At 62.8% G+C, this 17,084-nt stretch carries 20 protein-coding genes; 14 read left to right on the top strand and 6 right to left on the bottom strand.

Going from position 1 to position 17,084, the window contains the following annotated elements; translation table 11 throughout:
• Window positions 1–10: 10 nt before the first annotated feature.
• From F791_RS0102410 to F791_RS0102400, 3 genes are all read right to left on the bottom strand, one after another.
• The gene (locus tag F791_RS0102410; RefSeq protein WP_018649039.1) at window positions 11–754 is read right to left on the bottom strand and encodes a capsule biosynthesis GfcC family protein; all 744 of its coding nucleotides are present in this window, start codon (window positions 752–754) and stop codon (window positions 11–13) included.
• 38 nt (window positions 755–792) lie between these two features.
• Complete coding sequence (locus F791_RS0102405) at window positions 793–1,332, bottom strand: YjbF family lipoprotein (protein ID WP_018138349.1); 540 nt, start codon at window positions 1,330–1,332, stop codon at window positions 793–795.
• 147 nt (window positions 1,333–1,479) lie between these two features.
• Window positions 1,480–1,782 (bottom strand): hypothetical protein, encoded by a 303-nt coding sequence (locus F791_RS0102400; protein ID WP_018138348.1) that lies wholly within the window; start codon window positions 1,780–1,782, stop codon window positions 1,480–1,482.
• A 274-nt stretch (window positions 1,783–2,056) separates the two neighbouring features.
• On the opposite strand from F791_RS0102400, the gene F791_RS0102395 reads away from it, so the two are divergent.
• Window positions 2,057–2,512 (top strand): RT0821/Lpp0805 family surface protein, encoded by a 456-nt coding sequence (locus F791_RS0102395; protein ID WP_018138347.1) that lies wholly within the window; start codon window positions 2,057–2,059, stop codon window positions 2,510–2,512.
• Between the two features lie 68 nt (window positions 2,513–2,580).
• On the opposite strand, the gene soxB is transcribed toward F791_RS0102395, so the two are convergent.
• The 3 genes from soxB to F791_RS0102380 form a co-directional block, all read right to left on the bottom strand.
• The gene (gene soxB, locus F791_RS0102390; protein ID WP_019592124.1) at window positions 2,581–4,392 is read right to left on the bottom strand and encodes a thiosulfohydrolase SoxB; all 1,812 of its coding nucleotides are present in this window, start codon (window positions 4,390–4,392) and stop codon (window positions 2,581–2,583) included.
• A gap of 253 nt (window positions 4,393–4,645) precedes the next feature.
• Window positions 4,646–6,088, bottom strand: a complete 1,443-nt coding sequence (locus tag F791_RS0102385) for a M48 family metalloprotease (protein ID WP_018138345.1) — start codon at window positions 6,086–6,088, stop codon at window positions 4,646–4,648.
• A gap of 58 nt (window positions 6,089–6,146) precedes the next feature.
• Complete coding sequence (locus F791_RS0102380) at window positions 6,147–6,458, bottom strand: hypothetical protein (RefSeq protein WP_012982042.1); 312 nt, start codon at window positions 6,456–6,458, stop codon at window positions 6,147–6,149.
• Between the two features lie 268 nt (window positions 6,459–6,726).
• On the opposite strand from F791_RS0102380, the gene F791_RS0102375 reads away from it, so the two are divergent.
• The 13 genes from F791_RS0102375 to F791_RS0102315 all read left to right on the top strand — a co-directional run bounded on the left by F791_RS0102375 (window position 6,727) and on the right by F791_RS0102315 (window position 17,048).
• Window positions 6,727–7,056, top strand: coding sequence for a rhodanese-like domain-containing protein (locus F791_RS0102375; protein WP_018138344.1), 330 nt, complete (start codon window positions 6,727–6,729; stop codon window positions 7,054–7,056).
• Between the two features lie 140 nt (window positions 7,057–7,196).
• On the top strand, window positions 7,197–7,427 hold the full coding sequence (locus tag F791_RS0102370; RefSeq protein WP_012982044.1) for a sulfurtransferase TusA family protein: 231 nt from the start codon (window positions 7,197–7,199) through the stop codon (window positions 7,425–7,427).
• 188 nt (window positions 7,428–7,615) lie between these two features.
• Window positions 7,616–8,290 (top strand): 4Fe-4S dicluster domain-containing protein, encoded by a 675-nt coding sequence (locus tag F791_RS0102365; RefSeq protein WP_017941141.1) that lies wholly within the window; start codon window positions 7,616–7,618, stop codon window positions 8,288–8,290.
• A 45-nt stretch (window positions 8,291–8,335) separates the two neighbouring features.
• Entirely contained in the window at window positions 8,336–9,742 is a 1,407-nt protein-coding gene (locus tag F791_RS0102360; protein ID WP_018138343.1) for a heterodisulfide reductase-related iron-sulfur binding cluster, read from the top strand.
• A gap of 23 nt (window positions 9,743–9,765) precedes the next feature.
• Complete coding sequence (locus tag F791_RS0102355; RefSeq protein WP_018138342.1) at window positions 9,766–10,794, top strand: FAD-dependent oxidoreductase; 1,029 nt, start codon at window positions 9,766–9,768, stop codon at window positions 10,792–10,794.
• On the top strand, window positions 10,769–11,605 hold the full coding sequence (locus F791_RS0102350; protein WP_038038661.1) for a hypothetical protein: 837 nt from the start codon (window positions 10,769–10,771) through the stop codon (window positions 11,603–11,605). Before F791_RS0102355 ends, F791_RS0102350 begins: the two co-directional genes overlap by 26 nt.
• Window positions 11,606–11,654: 49 nt before the next feature.
• Window positions 11,655–12,371, top strand: a complete 717-nt coding sequence (locus F791_RS0102345; RefSeq protein WP_018138340.1) for a 4Fe-4S dicluster domain-containing protein — start codon at window positions 11,655–11,657, stop codon at window positions 12,369–12,371.
• On the top strand, window positions 12,364–13,275 hold the full coding sequence (locus F791_RS0102340) for a CoB--CoM heterodisulfide reductase iron-sulfur subunit B family protein (protein WP_018138339.1): 912 nt from the start codon (window positions 12,364–12,366) through the stop codon (window positions 13,273–13,275). The genes F791_RS0102345 and F791_RS0102340 overlap by 8 nt, the downstream gene beginning before the upstream one ends.
• Before the next feature lie 95 nt (window positions 13,276–13,370).
• Window positions 13,371–13,817, top strand: a complete 447-nt coding sequence (locus F791_RS0102335; protein WP_018138338.1) for a glycine cleavage system protein H — start codon at window positions 13,371–13,373, stop codon at window positions 13,815–13,817.
• Window positions 13,818–13,825: 8 nt separating this feature from the next.
• On the top strand, window positions 13,826–14,233 hold the full coding sequence (locus F791_RS0102330) for a DsrE family protein (RefSeq protein WP_018138337.1): 408 nt from the start codon (window positions 13,826–13,828) through the stop codon (window positions 14,231–14,233).
• 37 nt (window positions 14,234–14,270) lie between these two features.
• A complete protein-coding gene (locus F791_RS0102325) occupies window positions 14,271–14,708 on the top strand; it encodes a glycine cleavage system protein H (protein ID WP_081601199.1) in 438 nt (145 codons plus the stop codon).
• 77 nt (window positions 14,709–14,785) lie between these two features.
• Entirely contained in the window at window positions 14,786–15,964 is a 1,179-nt protein-coding gene (locus tag F791_RS0102320) for a radical SAM protein (RefSeq protein ID WP_018138335.1), read from the top strand.
• Window positions 15,957–17,048 carry a biotin/lipoate A/B protein ligase family protein gene (locus F791_RS0102315; RefSeq protein WP_038056957.1) on the top strand — a complete coding sequence of 364 codons (1,092 nt, stop codon included), beginning with the start codon at window positions 15,957–15,959 and terminating at the stop codon, window positions 17,046–17,048. The genes F791_RS0102320 and F791_RS0102315 overlap by 8 nt, the downstream gene beginning before the upstream one ends.
• Window positions 17,049–17,084: the final 36 nt, after the last annotated feature.

Here is a 17,084-nt window from a genome sequence, read left to right as displayed (position 1 = left end):
GGTGTAGCGTTCATGGCAGTTTCCGAAGTGTGCAGTTGTCGCCCGGCAAACGGGTCGCAAGAAAGCGGGGTAGGCGCTGGTTGAGCAGGTCACCCTCTACCGACCCCCCCAGGTCACGGACATGGAGGTGCGTCATCACCCGGGTCCCGGGGGCGATCGCGGTGTCCTCACGGTTCCAGGGCGCGGCGCCGAATACGTGGACCTCGCCGACCGGCGAAACCACGGCGGCCGTGTCCGTGCCGCGCAGCGCCGTGCGCGAGGGCTTGGCGAGCAGGTCCTGCAGGGTCATCCCCGGGGTCCATTCATGGCGGTCCACACCATCCAGGGACCACAGCTCCACCCAGTCGGGCGGGGTGCAGTAGCCAATGTGCTCCATGCCGGACGGGTCGGGCGCGTGGCGCAGATTGGCCAGGAGCCAGGGCAGGTCGAGGCGCTCGGCACTGCGTACATTGGGAGCCGCCTCCATCGCCTCGACGGTTTCGCTCCAGGAATCGAGTGCCCGGGCCACCTCGGGGCGTCCGCCGATGTCCATCGTCTGTCCGATCAGTTCGATTTCGGCCAGGAGCCGTCGGCGTTCGTGGTCGATGGGGCGTACATCGCGGCTACGCAGGGCGAAACCGTAGGCCCAGTCGATGGGTTCGGACAGTTCTTCCTGCCAGGTCACCCAGGTTTCGGCGAGCGAGGGCGGGACCGGCGTGTCGTCGGTCGAGCCCACCGTTGGGGCCAGGGCCAGCAAGCCCACGGCCAGCCACATGGGATGAAAATGGCGTTGCATCATGCCTCCTGCGAGGGCTACCACCAGGGGCGAGCCACCTGCCAGGCGATCGAGGGACCATCCGGCCAGGCCTGGCCGTCGTATGCCCATAGATCGCGGGTTTCGGGGTCACGCCAGAAATCGGCGCGAGTCGTTCCGGCACCTTCCCAGTCGATACGCTCGCGGCAGCGCTCGAGTTCCAGAGTCACGAGGGGGAGGTCCCGCGATGTGCGAGTCCCGCAGTCCAGGGTGCCCTCGCCGACATGGCGGACAATGGCGCCGGAGGGTGCGCGGACATGCCGTTCGACCTGGTAGGTGGCGGGGCTTGCCTGGCGCCAGGGGGGGGCATCGGCATCGGGGTGGTGGGTTCCCAGAAGGTCCTGTTCGAGACCGGACGTGGCAAACAGCCCCCCGTCGCGCAGCTGCAGCGAAAGGCCCTCGGCACTCGGCCAGAAGGTGTGTTCGTCGGAGAGGGCCCCAAGGATCAGCAACCCCTGATGGTGTTCGGTGCGAACCGCGAGCGACGCATAGGGAATCTCCTCTGCCCGGGAGCTCACATCCGGCCCGCCCGTGACCATGCCTTGCAGGGATGCCCCCAGCGGCGTGGGCCCCCCGCTACCGCAGCCCGTGACCAGGCTCACGAAAACTCCAAGGCCCAGACATGCGAAAGCCGCCCGGAGGCGGCCTTCGCGAAGGAAGTGCGAATTGGTTCGCATGGGCGTTCGTTACCGAGTGCCGGTAGCGGGGGTGGTACCCGTGCCCGGGGTGGTACCGGTACCCGGAGTCGTACCGGTGGAGGCAATCAGGCCCACCAGGCGACCGGAGCGGGTCGCAATACGCGACACCGCGCCCGGTTCCGAACGCGCGGCTGCGGAGATGCCACCCGAGGGGGTGCCACCGGCGACCGGCGAGCTGGGGTTCCCCTGCGGGGCACTGGCGCTGGCGCCCGCGCCGGCGGACTGCGCCATCACCGGGCCGGCTACGAACACACTGGCAACAATGGCTGTGGCGAATATCTTCTTGATCATGGTCACGTTCCTCACTTCACCGGGGGGTGTCTTTTACCGGAGGACAGTCTAGGAAGGGATGCCTGAAAGCGACAGCGGAGGGGGGCGATTCTGAGACATGAATACGAGGTTTCTCATACGTGTTTTGAACGGCTTGGAAGTTTTGCGGCCTGGAGGTCACATTCAGCCGCCGGCTTTGCGTGCCCGGATTTTCACGCAGCGTTCAGGTCTTCGCCGCTAACTTGAATGATGCAGTTGTGCAGTGCGGTCCGGTGGCCGCGCAACGGAGGCAGAGATGAAGAAGACAGTGTTGTTAGCGGCGGTGGCGAGCGTGACCTTTCTGCTCGCCGGTTGCCAGACGCCGCCCACCAAACAGCAGACCGGTGCAGTGATCGGTGGTGCGGCCGGCGGCGTCATTGGTTCCCAGATCGGCGGTGGTCGGGGGCGGACCGCGGCGATCATCGCGGGTACGCTGGCCGGCGCAGCGATCGGCGGCTCCGTTGGACGCACCATGGACCAGGTCGATCGCCAGCAGGTCTCGCATGCCCTGGAACACAATCCGGATCATCGGGCATCCACCTGGCAGAACCCCAATACCGGGTACCAGTATCAGGCCACCCCCACGCGCACCTATCAGGCGTCCGGGCAGGACTGCCGCGAGTACCAGGTGCAGACGACGATGAACGGACAGCCGGAAACGGTGAACGGTACGGCGTGCAGGGATGCGCAGGGACGCTGGGTCAATCAGTAAGACCGGCAATCTCCCACAAAAAAGCCCCGCGATCGCGGGGCTTTCTCGTTCCTGGACCTGCGGCAGGATCAGGAGGGACGGTACATGTCCTCGGTCGTCGGGACATAGCCGAGGTTGTCCTCGCCGATGCCCTTGACCTTCGGCTCGTTGAGTTTGCTGATGCGAACACCGTCGGACTGGTTGCGCAGGTACTCGGCGACGTTGTCCCAGATCATCGTGCCGGTACCGCCCGCCGGCTCCTGCTGGACGCTGGCCCAGCCGGCGACGACGTATTCCTTGTCCGGATCGATCTTCTCGCCGCCCAGCTCCATCTCGGAGATGCGGCTACCGATCTCGGCTTCCGGATCGATCGCATAGCGCAGGCCGCCCACGCGGACCATGTCGCCCCCCTGCTGGTAGAACGGGTCGGCGTTGAACAGGTTGTCGGCGACGTCTTCCAGGATGTCCTTGATCTGCGCGCCGGTCATGGCGTTGCGGGTCGTCTCCGGATAGGTCAGGCCGGTCTGGTCCATGATGTGCTCGAAGGTGATCGGCATGCCCGGGAGTACGGTGGTGCCCCAGCGGAAGCCCGGAGAGAACGCGATCTGGGCATCGTGGACCTCCATCAGCGCATCACAGATCAGCTGGTCGAAGGTGCCGTTGAAATTGCCGCGACGGAACAGCAGGTCCTCGGCCACGGCCAGCTCTTCGGAGAGCTTCTCTTCCATGTTGAAGGTGTCGCCGTCGTAGGTGACTTCCTGGCTGCGCATGCTGTCGACGAACTCGGCCATCTCCGGATCTTCGTCCAGGAGGTTGGCGAACACCGGGACCAGGCGGTATTCCCAGTCCTTGATCTCGCCGTCGCGGAAATCGAAGTCCAGCACGCCAACGAACTTGGCATTGGAGCCGGCGTTGGTCACCAGGCAGGTGCCACCATCGGGGCGTTCTACCGGCAGCGGCTGCGGGACGGCATCGTGCGTGTGACCGCCCATGATCGCGTCGAGACCCTCGACCATGCCCGCCATCTTGATGTCCACGTCCATGCCGTTATGCGACAGCGCGACCACGATCTCGGCGCCTTCTTCGCGCGCGGCGTTGACCTGGCGCTGCATATCGTCCGGACGAATGCCGAACGACCACTGCTCGACCATCCAGCGCGGGTTGGCGATCGGGGTGTAGGGGAACGCCTGGCCGATCACGGCGACGTTCACACCGTTCAACTCGCGGATCACGTACGGCTTGAAGATCAGGTCGCCCCAGTCCACGTCGCGCACGTTCTGGGCGACGAAGTCGATCCCGGCATCGGCGAAATCGCCGTTGACGACCTCTTCCACACGGTCGGCTCCGTAGGTGAATTCCCAGTGGCCGGTCATGATGTCGATACCCAGCAGCTTCTGTGCATCGACCATGTCCTGGGCATTGGTCCACAGCGCGGTGCCCGAACCGCCACCCCAGGTGTCGCCACCGTCCAGCAACAGCGAGTTCGGGCGCGAGTCGCGCAGCTTCTTGACCAGTGTCTTCAGCTGCGGGAAGCCGCCGACACGACCGTACTGTTCGGCCGCCTCCATGAAGTTCAGGTTGGTGTAGGCGTGGGCAAAGATGCTGTCGCGTTCGACGTCATAGTGCTTGAGGAAGTGCTCGCCGACGATGTGCGGCGGGCGGTTGCGCATATCGGCTACGCCCAGGTTCACGTTGGGCTCGCGGAAATAGATCGGCTTGAGCTGCGCATGGCAGTCGGTGTAGTGCAGCAGATGCACATTGCCGAAGCGATCCAGCATGTCGTACGGGTCTCCCGAGGTGCCGTACTTGCCATTGGTGGCCTTGGCGCAGCCCGCCAGGGGGAAGCCGGCCACGCTGGCGGCGGCCAGCAGCTGCATGAATTCGCGGCGTGAGATATGCATGAGGGTCCTACCTCTCTCTACAGTAGTTTATTGTGATTTTTGGGTTTCTCGAAGCAGCAATCTAGACGCTATTTCTTTGTGGAACATTCCCTGGGTATGGAGCTTCCTTGCCGACCGGCGCGACGCCCGGCTGGTATGAAGCCGTAGTCAGCCCGCAGCGCCTCAAGAACCGGATTCCCCGGTTTCTGGCCGTGACGGATGCTGATGTCTGCCCTTGACCGAGCCCCGAATCTTCGTGGGGGGCGGCGTCACCCTAGCGGCGCTGTTCGCGCGCCTGCCGCGCGGTTTCCTTGGCCGTGTCGCGCTTGTCCTCGATCCGCTGGATATCGCGCTCGCTGGCATCGCGTGCTTCGATGGCGGCCTCGAACTGGCGTACTGACTCTTCGTATTGCGCGCGGTGGAAGAAATATTCCGCCATGGCCTCGCGGCTGACCGCAATATAGCCGGCCCCATCCGCGATGTCTGCCTTCAGTCGCAGCAACTCGGGGTTGGGCGCGCGTTCATTGCGGATCATCTCGTTGACGATGCGGATGGCGCGGTCGGGGTTGTCGAGATCTCGGTGCACGCGGGCCAGCACTTCGCGGATGACCGGGTGCCCGGGGTAGACCGCGTCCAGGTCATTCAGGATCTCGAGCGCCGCTTCGTGGTTGCCGCGTTCGCGCTCCAGTGCGACGCGCGCCAGCTCCAGCGTCATCCCGGGGGCCTCCTCGACCGGGATTTCCTCCAGCCGTTCGGCGGCGCGGTCCAGTTCGCCGCGCTCCAGGTGAGCCACCATTGCGCCGTAGATCTGGTGCGGGGCCGGGTCCGAGGCCCCGCGATGGATCTCGATCGCACGGCGCGGGTCCTTCAGGGCCCGGGTGCGGGCCTGCATCCACTGGAACTCGGGGCCGCGGTTGCGCGTATCGACCGCCGGCAGGCCGGCCGCGCGATTGCGGGCGTCGGTGATGCGGTCGAGCGTGACCGGGTGGGTGCGCAGGTACTCGGGCACCGCGTCGCCAACGCCGCGCGAGAGTTCCTGTAGACGCTCGAAGAAATCCGCCATCGCGTTCGGGTCGAAGTCGGCGCTGGCCAGTATGCGCATGCCGGCGCGGTCGGCCTCGGCCTCGTTGGCGCGGGTGAAGTTGATCTGTTGCTGGATACCGCCCGCGACACCGCCGGTGATGATGGCCGAGCCCAGGGTGGGATCCGCCATCGATGCCAGGACCCCGGCGAGGATGGCCAGGCCGGTGGTGAAGTTGACCTCGCGCCCGCGCGCGAACATTCGGGCCAGGTGGCGTTGGGTGACGTGTGCAATTTCGTGGGCCATGACGGCCGCCAGTTCGGCCTCGTCGCGCACCTCGAGCATCAGTCCGGAGTGCACCCCGATGATTCCGCCGGGCATCGCAAAGGCGTTGACCTGACCGTTGTCGATCGTCAGGAAGTAGAACGGGCCATCTGCGTCAGGGGCATTGGCGAGCAGCTGCCGGCCAAGGGAGTCGACGTAGAAGGAAACTTCCGGATCGGTCACCAGTGGCAGGGACCGTCGGATCTCTCGAAGCAGTGAGCGGCCGAGCTCGCGCTCTTCCGCGGGGGTCAGTACGCCACCGGAGGCCTCGCCCAGATCGGGCAGGGCGGTCCCGGAGGCCGAAACCGTTGGAGCCCCCAGCGTGAGTACCAGGAGCAGGGTCGAAAGTAGCGTGAGAAGCCGTGTCTTCATACGACGGAGGCCGGCCGTTGGGGCCGGCCTCCGAAGGGTCTTGGCATCGCGGGGTCGGTTACTTGCCGAGGCCCGGAGCCGAAGAGTAGGTGCGCATGCTGTCACGGGTTTCCCAGAGCTTCGGCTTGAGCATCGCTTCCGGAATCATGAACTTCTTGCGGTCCAGCACCTTGTGGGTGCGCACGATCTTGACCACGTCGTCGTACTTCAGCTTGAACAGGAGACCCACGTCACCGCCGGAGGTGCGGCGCACGATCATGTATTCGTCTTCCATGCTGTGCACGTAGATGTTGGCCGGGCGCAGCTTGCCGTTTTCGTCCTTCATGGTCACGGCGTAGTGGCCGTTGACCTGGAATTCGCTCTTGTCCACCGCAAAGTCCTCCGCGAATGAATCAGGGGGTTGATCGTCTGGACGAGCCCGCCCGAGAGTCGGGTGCGTCCATCAGTCTTTCCTTCAACTCGGAACGATAGCACGACTTCTGTGCGCGAGAGAACAAACCACCTGCCGACCGTCGGACAAGTTTGCATTTGTGGTCCGTTTCGCTATTCTCCGCGCCCATCCTTCGTGACCGGTGCCATCTGTCGAGGCCCGCGAGCGAGGCAGGCAGATGCGGTTCAGCACACTTGGAGTGGGACGCATGTACGGATTCTCGGAGATTACGGCCGACGACCTCGAGCAGTGGCGAACGGAAGGCAAGTCCTTTCGGCTCGTCGATGTACGCTCCCCTGGCGAGACGTCCCGCGGCGTGATTCCTGGCGCCGAGCTGGTGCCGCTGACGGTTCTGCCATTGCGCAAGGACGAGTTTCTGGGAGGCGACACGCCGCTGGTCCTGTACTGCCAGAGTGGCGCTCGTTCCGCCCAGGCTTGCGCGTTTCTTGCGCAGCAAGGGCTGGAGACCGCAAACAGCCTGCGTGGCGGTATCGTGGCGTGGGCTCAGGCCGGCAAGTCGGTCGTCACCCCGGATTAGAATTCGGTTGTATTCCGATCCCGTTTCCCCTATAAGGGTGAATTCGGCTGGCAAGGGTTCGATCGTCGTGGTCCCCGAACCGCCACGATTGGTACCTCAGCACCCAACTGATTTTGGTAACGCACTAAAGGAGACACACCATGGCCAACTTTGACCAAGAACTCGACGCTTCCGGCCTGAACTGCCCGCTGCCCATCCTGCGCGCCAAGAAGGCCCTGGCGGCCATGGAATCCGGTCAGGTTCTGCACATCATCGCCACCGATCCGGGTGCCGTGAAGGACTTCCAGGCCTTCGCCAAGCAGACCGGCAACGAGCTGATGGAACACAAGGAAGAAGGCGGCAAGTTCTACTTCCTCGTGAAGAAGTCCTAAGGCGTCTCTAAGTGCCTGAAACGGGGCGGCGATCCGCAAGGATCGACCGCCCCGATTCCTGAAAAACGACGGTTGCCATGCGGTAACTGGATAGGTGCCTGGACGAGGTCTAGGCTGGCTGAGCAAGGTTCTCAAAGAAACCTGCCTCGCCAACAGCGAAGAGGTGACATATGGCGACATACGCTGAGATGCAGCAAATCTTCGACGACATCCGCGGAGATTTTCGCTACGACCACGAACTCAACGGCTGTCTGAACTGCGGCATCTGCACGGCGACGTGCCCCTCTGCTCAGTTCTATGACTACTCCCCGCGCGAGATCGTCCAGCTGCTGTGGACCGAAAACGTCGAGCAGATCTACGACGCGATGCAGGAAAAGATCTGGGCCTGCGCTCAGTGCATGACCTGCGCCGCTCGCTGTCCGTTCAAGAATTCCCCTGGTGGCCTGGTCGCGATCATGCGCGAAGTGGCCATCAAGCACGAAATGCAATCCGCGAAGGACGTGCTCCGCCCGTTCGGTCGCGTGATGCTGAAGCTGATCACCACGGGTAACCAGCTGTCGCCCGACATGATCCAGCCCGACCACTTCCCCGACTGGGGCCCCAATATCCAGAAGGTGGAAGGTGACCTGCGCATCCTGCGCAAGGCGATTCCGGTGAAGACGCTGCAGACGGTCGAGACCGCCTGGGAAGTGTCCCTGAAGACTTCGGTCGAGATGTACACCATCTGGGAAATGACCGGGGTGCTGAAGTCCCTCGAGCTGATGGACGAGAACCTCTTCGACGTGATCGAAGACTTCATCGACGAGAAGCGCGAGGACTACGAAGACTGGCTCGAGGAGCAGGAAGAGGAAGACGACGAATAAGTCGTCCCGTTTCCGACTCCACTCCAGGACATCAGGAGAAGCGTTATGAGTGAACAGACCCCAGGCAATCACAACCAGAACGGCGAAGGTGCCGGTGCTGGCACCATGAAGCCCGGCTTCCACAATACCGACGGTCAGGGTATCGCCGGTCACGGTTCCTTCTTCCAGGCGACCGACCTGTCCAAGGAAGATGCCATCAAGGCGACCGACTGGGTGCGCAAGCACGTTGACCGCCGTACGGTCGACCTCGGTGACCGCATGGATGACGTCCGCGAGCACATGTACGAGCTCGAAAAAGACGGCCAGATCATCATCCACCGCATCGAGGACCAACACGAGCCGATCTCGGTGAACACCCTGTTCGGCTGGGAGAAGAAGGTCCCGACCAAGCAGCTGTGGCACCACAAGTCCTGTGGCCAGTGCGGGAACATCCCGGGCTACCCGACCTCGCTGCTGTGGTTCATGAACAAGTTCGGCTTCGAGCCGGGCAAGGACTACCTCGACGAGACCGACCAGACCTCCTGCACCGCGTGGAACTACCACGGCTCCGGTATCGGGAACGTCGAATCGCTGGCCGCGGTGTTCCTGCGTAACTTCCACCAGTCTTATGTATCCGGCAAGCAGCACGGCCACGAGCTGGGCCACTTCTTCCCGCTCGTCCACTGTGGCACCTCCTTCGGTAACTACAAGGAGATCCGCAAGTATCTGGTCGAGTCTGCCGAGCTGCGCGAGAAGGTCACCAAGATCCTTGGGAAGCTGGGTCGCCTGGTCGACGGCAAGCTGGTCATCCCGGAAGAGATCATCCACTACTCCGAGTGGGTGCACGTGATGCGTAACCGTATCGCCTCCGAGCTCCAGACCATCGACGTCTCGAATATCCGCACCACGTCCCACGTGGCCTGCCATTACTACAAGATGGTCCACGAAGACGCGGTCTACGACCCGTCCGTGCTGGGGGGCAACCGTACCGCGATCATCACCTCCACGGCGCAGGCCCTGGGTGCGCAGGTGATCGACTACTCCACCTGGTACGACTGCTGCGGCTTCGGCTTCCGCCACATCATCTCCGAGCGCGAGTTCACCCGCTCGTTCACGATGGATCGCAAGATTCGCGTGGCCCGCGAGGAAGCCAATGCCGACGTGATGCTGGCCAACGACACCGGTTGCGTCACGACCATGGACAAGAACCAGTGGATCGGCAAGGCCCACAACCAGAACTTCCAGATTCCGATCATGGCGGAAGTCCAGTTCGCAGCCCTGGCCTGCGGCGCGGATCCGTTCAAGATCGTCCAGCTGCAGTGGCACGCATCGCCCTGCGAAGACCTGGTCGAGAAGATGGGAATCTCCTGGGACGAGGCCAAGAAAACCTTCCAGGAATACCTGAAGGAAGTCGAGGCCGGCAATATCGAATACCTCTACAATCCTGAGCTCGCTTACGGGGGCAAAGTCTGATGCAGCAAGATACTGTTCTAGTAGTGGGTGGTGGCCCGGCTGGGCTGGCCGCCGCCGCCAATGTCACCTCGGCCGGCTTCAAGGCCGTGATGGTCGAGAAGGAAGACGTCCTGGGCGGTGCCCCGATCCTGTCGGGTTACGCCAAGCTGGTCCCCTCTGGCGAGTGGGCCAAGGACGCCATTGGCCGCATGGTCAAGCGCGTGGAAGACGATTCCAACTCGACCGTGCACAAGGGTGCCAAGGTCGAGAAGCTGGAAGGCGAGGCCGGTAACTTCACCGCCACGCTGACCAACGGCGAATCGGTCCAGGCCGGTGCCGTCGTGCTGGCCACGGGCTTTACCCATTTCGATTCCATCAACAAGCCGGAGTGGGGCTTTGGCACGTACGAAGACGTGCTGACCACCACCCAGATGGAACAGATGGTCGCCTCCGGCAAGATCGCCTGCCCGTCCGACGGCCGTGTGCCGGAGCGGGTCTGCATCCTGCTCTGCGTGGGCTCGCGTGATCGCCAGATCGGTCGTGAGTGGTGCTCCAAGATCTGCTGCACCGTCTCCGCCAACCTGGCCATGGAGATCAAGGAACTGTCGCCGGAAACGGACGTGTTCATCTACTACATGGACATCCGCACCTTCGGCCTGTACGAAGACAAGTTCTACTGGAAGTCCCAGGAAGAGTTCAAAACCAAGTTCGTCAAGGCCCGTATCGCGGAAGTGACGGCCTCTGGCGACGGCCGGCTGCTGGTCAAGGGCGAGGACACCCTGGTCAAGCGTCCGATCGTGATCCCGTTCGACATCGTCGTGCACGCCATTGGCATGGATCCGAACGCCGACAACCCGGAAATCTCCCAGGTCTTCGGTGTCGGTCTCGAGAAGCACGGCTTTATCGAGAAGGCCGAGCAGTACACCAACACCTGTGGCACCACCCGCAAGGGCGTTTACTCCTGCGGTGCGGCCTATGGCCCCGAGACGATCGATGATTCGATCGCGCAGGGTGCTGCTGCTGGTGGCCGCGCGGTTGCGGACCTGCATGCGCTGGTTTCGAAAGCCGGCTGAGGTCGTCAGCGACGCAGCGGCTTCGGGGCTGGCCCCGGAGCCGCTGGAGGTCAGCTTCGACAAGGATATCCTTGCGACGAAGCTGAACAGTCTGAATGAGGCCATCGCCGAGGCGGGTGGTGTCGACGGGCTGGGGACTTTTATCGAGGCCCTGCGGTCGAAACACGAAGTGTTTGCCGCGATTGTCGCGAAAGGGGACGAGATCGATGCCGAGGATGTTCGCACCCTCGGCGGTCTGGTTTTCTCGGTTCGGCGCAAGCTTGGCTCGTTGATGGCCGAGCGTCAGGGCGCCCTGGTGGACGGTGTGCGCACTCTGGTTCGCCCGGATGTTGGGGTGAACGAGCGGCTCGCGAACTTTGCGGATCTTGCGGCTGACGACAAGAAGCTTCGGCGGGCGATCTGGGATTTTGGCGCCGAGATCCTGCACTTCGCGGATCCGGACGCGGTGCCTCTGGCCTGCCGTTGGGTGTGGGATACGTCGACCACGACGGGCGCGTTGCGCGAGTTCATCCGCGGCAATGACACGCTCCGGTCGATCCCTATTGGGGATACGGTCGGCTCGATCGAGGGGGCGCGGCGCTGGTTTTTCGATGCGCTGGCCGAGGAAGGCTTTTATCGAGACCTGCCGTTTGTGACGGACCTGGTCTGGGTGCAAGCCTATTCCGACTATGCCCGAGCGCTTTCGATGAGTCTGGGGATGATCGACAACCAGTTCGGCGCCAAGCAGGATCCGCTGGAACTGGCGGTGAAGATGCTGGGGATCGACTCCCCGGAAGGTCGCCTGAAAGGAACCGATGCGTCGCTGCATTAAATAACGGAACGAACTTGAGCCTGGCTACACAGGTTTTCGGAGAGACGTCATGGCAATACATGAAAAGGCACTAATCGAGGACGAGCGCCTCCAGCAACACGACGAGCTGGTGGTCGACGGCGTGGACGTGTCCGGACACTGGAACACGATGATCGCCCCGCGCACTGTTCGCGATTACGACGACGATTTCGAGACGAAGATCCAGAGCTTTGCGGGTGGCGAGAACGTCCATCGTTGCTGGCAGTGCGGGTCCTGCACCAACTCGTGCACCATGTATGCGCAGAACGTGCAGTTCAATCCGCGTTATTGGATCTACCTCACCCGCCTGGGCATGAAGGAAGAGCTGGTCAAGGACAAGGACATCATCTGGCAGTGCGTCTCGTGCAACAAGTGCACGAACATCTGCCCGAAGGACGTGAAGCCGGAAGGCGTGATGAAGGCTCTGGCGCACTGGATGGAAGAGGAAGGGATCACCGAAAAGGCCCCGTCCACGATCTTCGACGAAGAGTTTGCCGATCAGATCTACAAGACTGGCCGCATCGAAGACTCCAAGGTGATGCAGAACTTCTTCAAGAAGACCGGCCAGCCTCTGGTGCAGGAATGGATGAAGATCTTCATCTTCCGGATGATGAAGCACCTGCCGGTGAAGCATCTGATGGCGATGGGCATCAACACCGTACATACGCCGCGCACCAAGTCCTGGGGCAAGACCGGGGACGTGCTGAAGAATTACGTGCGCGAACAGAAGGAGGCCGCTCATGGCTAAGGTTGCTTACTATCCGGGTTGCGCGCTCGAGGGCTCTGGTGGTCCGTACGACCGCTCGACCCGCGTGCTGGTCAAGGCGCTGGGACTCGAGATGGAAAACCTGCGCGACTACAACTGCTGCGGCGCGATGGAGGTGAAGAACATTCACCCGATGCTGCAGACCTATCTGTCCGCGCGGAACATGGCGATTGCCTCCGAACAGATGGGCATGGACACCGTGATGGCGCCGTGCAACGGCTGCTACCACAACCTGAAGAAGGCCGAGTACGAGACCGCGACCTCCCAGGATGCGATGGACACCGTCCAGGATCTGGCGCGCAAGTCCGACGACCCGGTCTACACCGGTGACGTCCGCACCCTGCATCTGCTCGAGTGGCTGATGGAAGAGCTGGGGCCCGAGGGCATCAAGCAGAAGATGACCAAGAGCCTGAATGGCATCAAGATCGCCAACTACTACGGCTGCATGTACACCCGTCCGCGCCAGATTTTCCCCGAGAAGGACAATGGCCCGGGTTCGGATTCCAGTTACCAGCCGCATTTCATGGATGACCTGCTGGGTGCCGCCGGCGCCGTGAACGTGGACTTTCCGCTTAAGACCTCCTGCTGCGGCGGTGCGCATACGCTGTCGGATTCTGACACCTCGACCCAGCTGGTGCTGAACCTGCTGCAGTCGGCGGAGGATTCCGGTGCCGAGGTGATCGCTACCGAATGCCCGACCTGCCACTCTGGTCTGGAGATGCACCAGGTGCGGGCCGAGACCGAGTTCGGCATCAAGACCGACGTGAAGGTGGTGTACTTCACGCAGCTGCTGGGCCTGGCGATGGGGCTGTCCCCGCGCAAGCTGGGTATCCACGAGAACGTGAGTGACTCCATCGGGCTGCTGAAGGAGAAGGGGGTCATCTGATCCCCTGATTCGAGGCCCGAATGGCCCAGTAGTACTTTCAGAAGACGGGCGCCTGGCGCCCGTTTTTTGTGTCGATGCCAGGAACGAGGCGAAACATGGACTGCAACGGTTGCGAGTTTCATCCCGAACTGTTCTACGACGACGAATTTCAGATCTGGCTGCGCCGCGAGGATGACGACACCCTGACCGTGGGGATGACCGACCTTTCGCAGACCATCGCGGGAAAGATCATTCACGTACGAGTGCGTCGCCCCGGTACCCGGCGTCCGCCCGGGAAGCCGGTCGCCACGATCGAAAGCGGGAAATGGGCCGGTCCGATCCCGAACTTCATCGACTGCAAGATCGTCGAGGGCAACGAGGAGGTGCTGGAAAACCCAGTGCTGCTGAACTCGGATCCCTACAATGCGTGGATCGCGCGTGTCGAAGCCACCGACGGTGTGGATGTTGCGCTGGAGCAGTTTCTGACCGGCGACAAGGCCGAGGAGGGCTACTGCAAGCGCGCCAAAGATGAAGACATCGAGTGTCAGCGGAAACTGCGATAGAGAGAACGATGGCGGAACTGGGCAACGATTACTATCTGGACAACGACGAGCAGACGGTCGTGTTCATCATGACCTCGGGGCCGTCGACGCCGCATCGTTGTGCGACGCCGTTCTACCTTGGGGCGGTGATGGCCTCGATGGATGTGGACGTCTATATCTTCTTCACCATGGAGGGCGTTCGCCTGATGGAGAAGGGGGTCGCCGACGACCTGCGGGCCATGGAAGATGGCAAGTTGATCAAGGATTTTATCCAGGACGCAAAACGCGCAGGTGTGCGCCTGCACGTTTGCCAGCCCGCTTTACCGGGGTATAGAATCGACGCGTCTTCGGATCTCATCGACGAGGTCGATGAAGTGAATCGGGCGAGCGAACTGGCGGACCTGATTCTGCGTAGCGATAAAACGATAACGTTTTAATTTTCCCGCATTATTACTTTCACGCTTGGAGGAAAACATGGGCGCAGTACGGGGTTGTGATATTCCGGAAGATCTGATGTACAACGTTGAAAACAACGTGTGGGTGCGCAAGGAAAGCGACGGTACCGCGACCGTGGGCCTGACCTCCTACGCGTGCTCGCTGGCCGGCACCATCGTGTCCTTCACTCCCAAGAAGGTCGGCAAGACCGTGAAGAAGGACAAGTCCTGCACCACCGTTGAATCTGGCAAGTGGGTGGGTCCGGCGAAGACCCCGGTGACCGGTGAAGTGACCGAAACCAACGACAAGGTTGCGGCCAACCCGGGTCTGATCAACGAAGACCCGTACGGCGAAGGCTGGCTGATCAAGCTGAAGCCTGAAGACTGGGACGGCGAAGTCGGCGACCTGAAGACCGGTTCCGACGCCCTGGCGGCGTTCGAAGCCAAGATGGAAGCAGACGGTTTCGGCGGCTGCTAAGCCCCTACCGAGCCTCGGGCCGCCGTTCCCCAGTGTTCGGCGGCCTTTTTTGATTCTGTGGTATCCGGAGCAAGCTGATGACGACCTGGAACGAGGTGATCCAGCGGGTCGAACCCCTGGAAGACATCCCTGTCGATGCGGCGTTGGTGAATGACCTTCAGCACAGCGTTCAGCGGGGCTCCGATCCCGGATCGGTGCATTTCTATACCCCGACGTTCAAGTCGTACCAGTCCAGTGAACTGGCGGACTGCGGCAAGAGCGCCTGGCCGGCGATGTCGATCACCGGTGGCGACTGCAAGCTCGCCTGTGACCATTGCAAGGCCAAGATCCTGGACCCGATGATCCCGGTGCGCACGCCGGAGGACCTATGGGCTCAGGTGAACAACGTGATCGAGTCCGGTGCCCAGGGCATGCTCCTGACCGGTGGCTCGAACCACCGTAACGAGGTCGAGTACGACCCGTACTATTCCACGATTCGTCGCATCAAGGACGAATTTCCCGAATTCCGCATCGCGCTGCATACGGCGCTGGTCGACGACGACATCGCAACGTCGATGGAGCAGGCCGGTATCGACGCGGCGATGATGGACGTGATCGGCGCGCAGGACACGATCACGCAGGTCTACCATCTGCGCCGCAGCGTGGATGACTTCGAGCAGACACTCGAGAGCCTGGTGAACACCAACATGAAGGTGGTCCCGCACATCGTGATCGGGCTGCACTACGGCAAGCTGCTGGGTGAGTGGAACGCGCTGGAGATGCTCGCGCGCCACCTGCCCGATGCCGTGGTGCTGGTGGTCGTGATGCCGTTTTACGCCCCGGCGAGCCGCCCATTCGAGACGCCGGATGTGCATGCGGTCGGGCGCTTCTTCCACGACGCCCGCGAGCGCCTGGGTGACACGCCGCTGCTGCTCGGCTGCGCGCGTCCGCCGGGCGAGGCCAAGAGCCAGATCGATAGTTATGCGGTGATGGCCGGCCTGTCCGGTATTGCGCACCCGGCCGAGGGTGTGGTCGAACTGGCCGCGCGTCTGGGCAAGAAGGTCCGCGTGACTCCGGCCTGCTGCTCGATCGCCGTGGGCGACGAGGTGATGGCGGACGGGACCACGGTCGAGAGCGGTGTCGAGATCGACCTGGACACGATCGTCGCCGAAGAGGCGCGGCGTCGCGAGCAGGAACGCAAGGCGCGCCAGGGCCTCGGCGGGATCCGCATCGTGACCGAGGGCAATGTCGCGGCCGGAGGCGGTTGCCATGTCTGAGCGCGATCAGAAGACCCTGCGCGTCCTGGACACTGGCCTGCGCCCGGCGGCGGAGAACATGGCCTTCAACCGGGCCCTGCTCGAGTGCCACCAGGAGGGCGTGTCGCCGCACACCCTGCGTTTCCTGCAGTTCGAACCCTGCGCGCTGGTGGGTTTCCACCAAAATGTGGACCAGGAGATCAGCACCGAGTACTGCAAGGAAAACGGTATTGCGATCCAGCGCCGGATTACCGGTGGCGGCGCGATCTATTTTGATTCCACCCAGCTGGGCTGGGAGCTGTACCTCGACAAGCGCTTTCTCGGGACGGCCGACATGGGGCAGATCGCCGCGCGCATCTGCAATGCCGCGGCCGCCGGGATCCGCACGCTGGGGGTCGACGCGCAGTTCCGCCCGCGCAACGACATCGAGGTCGAAGGCCGCAAGATCTCCGGCACGGGTGGCGCATTCGATGGCGACTCGATCATGTATCAGGGCACGCTGCTGATCGAGTTCGATGTCGAGGACATGTTGCGCATTCTGCGGATTCCGGCCGAGAAGCTCTCCAACAAGGCGATCGAGTCGGCGCGCGATCGTGTGGTCAATCTGGCGACCCTGCTGGGCGAACGCCCGAATCTGGACCATGTGAAGGACGCGATTGCCAAGGCCTTTGCGGAAGAGTTCGCGGTTGAGCTGGCCCCCTTGGATCTGCTGCCCGAGGAGCAGAAGTCCTTCGAAGAGGCCCTGGCCGAGATCGACACCGAAGAATGGGTCTACCAGCGCAACCGTCCGGCCACCGATGCCCCGCTGTTCGAGAGCATCTTCAAGTGTGACGGCGGGCTAATGCGCGTCGGTGTGGCCCTGGACCCGGAGCGCAAGCGCCTGAAGCAGCTCTGGCTGACGGGCGACATCTTCGTGAAGCCCGCGCGTACCATCGCCGATCTGGAAGCGGCCCTGCGGGACACGCCGCAGGCCGAGATGGAAGAGCGTGTGCGCGCATTCTTTGCCGAGCGCGACGTCGAGATGCTGCAGTTGACGGTCGAGGACGTAATCGCGGCGATTCAGTCGGCTCTGGCCATGGCCGAGACCGAGGAATCGGCGGGATGAAGGTCCTTTGCGCGGTACTTGCCGGGAGGCAGCAGT

Origin of the sequence: Thioalkalivibrio sp. ALRh, from assembly GCF_000381425.1 — a bacterium.
Lineage (GTDB): Bacteria > Pseudomonadota > Gammaproteobacteria > Ectothiorhodospirales > Ectothiorhodospiraceae > Thioalkalivibrio.
This window is presented reverse-complemented; position numbering and strand designations above follow the sequence as displayed.

What these genes read in the sequence shown, in the direction of transcription:
- F791_RS0102410 (WP_018649039.1), bottom strand. Translation starts at nt 754, where the DNA reads ATGTGGCTGGCCGTGGGCTTGCTGGCCCTGGCCCCAACGGTGGGCTCG.
- F791_RS0102405 (WP_018138349.1), bottom strand. Translation starts at nt 1,332, where the DNA reads ATGGTCACGGGCGGGCCGGATGTGAGCTCCCGGGCAGAGGAGATTCCC.
- F791_RS0102400 (WP_018138348.1), bottom strand. Translation starts at nt 1,782, where the DNA reads ATGATCAAGAAGATATTCGCCACAGCCATTGTTGCCAGTGTGTTCGTA.
- F791_RS0102395 (WP_018138347.1), top strand. Translation starts at nt 2,057, where the DNA reads ATGAAGAAGACAGTGTTGTTAGCGGCGGTGGCGAGCGTGACCTTTCTG.
- soxB (WP_019592124.1), bottom strand. Translation starts at nt 4,392, where the DNA reads ATGCATATCTCACGCCGCGAATTCATGCAGCTGCTGGCCGCCGCCAGC.
- F791_RS0102385 (WP_018138345.1), bottom strand. Translation starts at nt 6,088, where the DNA reads ATGAAGACACGGCTTCTCACGCTACTTTCGACCCTGCTCCTGGTACTC.
- F791_RS0102375 (WP_018138344.1), top strand. Translation starts at nt 6,727, where the DNA reads ATGTACGGATTCTCGGAGATTACGGCCGACGACCTCGAGCAGTGGCGA.
- F791_RS0102370 (WP_012982044.1), top strand. Translation starts at nt 7,197, where the DNA reads ATGGCCAACTTTGACCAAGAACTCGACGCTTCCGGCCTGAACTGCCCG.
- F791_RS0102365 (WP_017941141.1), top strand. Translation starts at nt 7,616, where the DNA reads ATGCAGCAAATCTTCGACGACATCCGCGGAGATTTTCGCTACGACCAC.
- F791_RS0102360 (WP_018138343.1), top strand. Translation starts at nt 8,336, where the DNA reads ATGAGTGAACAGACCCCAGGCAATCACAACCAGAACGGCGAAGGTGCC.
- F791_RS0102350 (WP_038038661.1), top strand. Translation starts at nt 10,769, where the DNA reads ATGCGCTGGTTTCGAAAGCCGGCTGAGGTCGTCAGCGACGCAGCGGCT.
- F791_RS0102345 (WP_018138340.1), top strand. Translation starts at nt 11,655, where the DNA reads ATGGCAATACATGAAAAGGCACTAATCGAGGACGAGCGCCTCCAGCAA.
- F791_RS0102340 (WP_018138339.1), top strand. Translation starts at nt 12,364, where the DNA reads ATGGCTAAGGTTGCTTACTATCCGGGTTGCGCGCTCGAGGGCTCTGGT.
- F791_RS0102335 (WP_018138338.1), top strand. Translation starts at nt 13,371, where the DNA reads ATGGACTGCAACGGTTGCGAGTTTCATCCCGAACTGTTCTACGACGAC.
- F791_RS0102330 (WP_018138337.1), top strand. Translation starts at nt 13,826, where the DNA reads ATGGCGGAACTGGGCAACGATTACTATCTGGACAACGACGAGCAGACG.
- F791_RS0102325 (WP_081601199.1), top strand. Translation starts at nt 14,271, where the DNA reads ATGGGCGCAGTACGGGGTTGTGATATTCCGGAAGATCTGATGTACAAC.
- F791_RS0102320 (WP_018138335.1), top strand. Translation starts at nt 14,786, where the DNA reads ATGACGACCTGGAACGAGGTGATCCAGCGGGTCGAACCCCTGGAAGAC.
- F791_RS0102315 (WP_038056957.1), top strand. Translation starts at nt 15,957, where the DNA reads ATGTCTGAGCGCGATCAGAAGACCCTGCGCGTCCTGGACACTGGCCTG.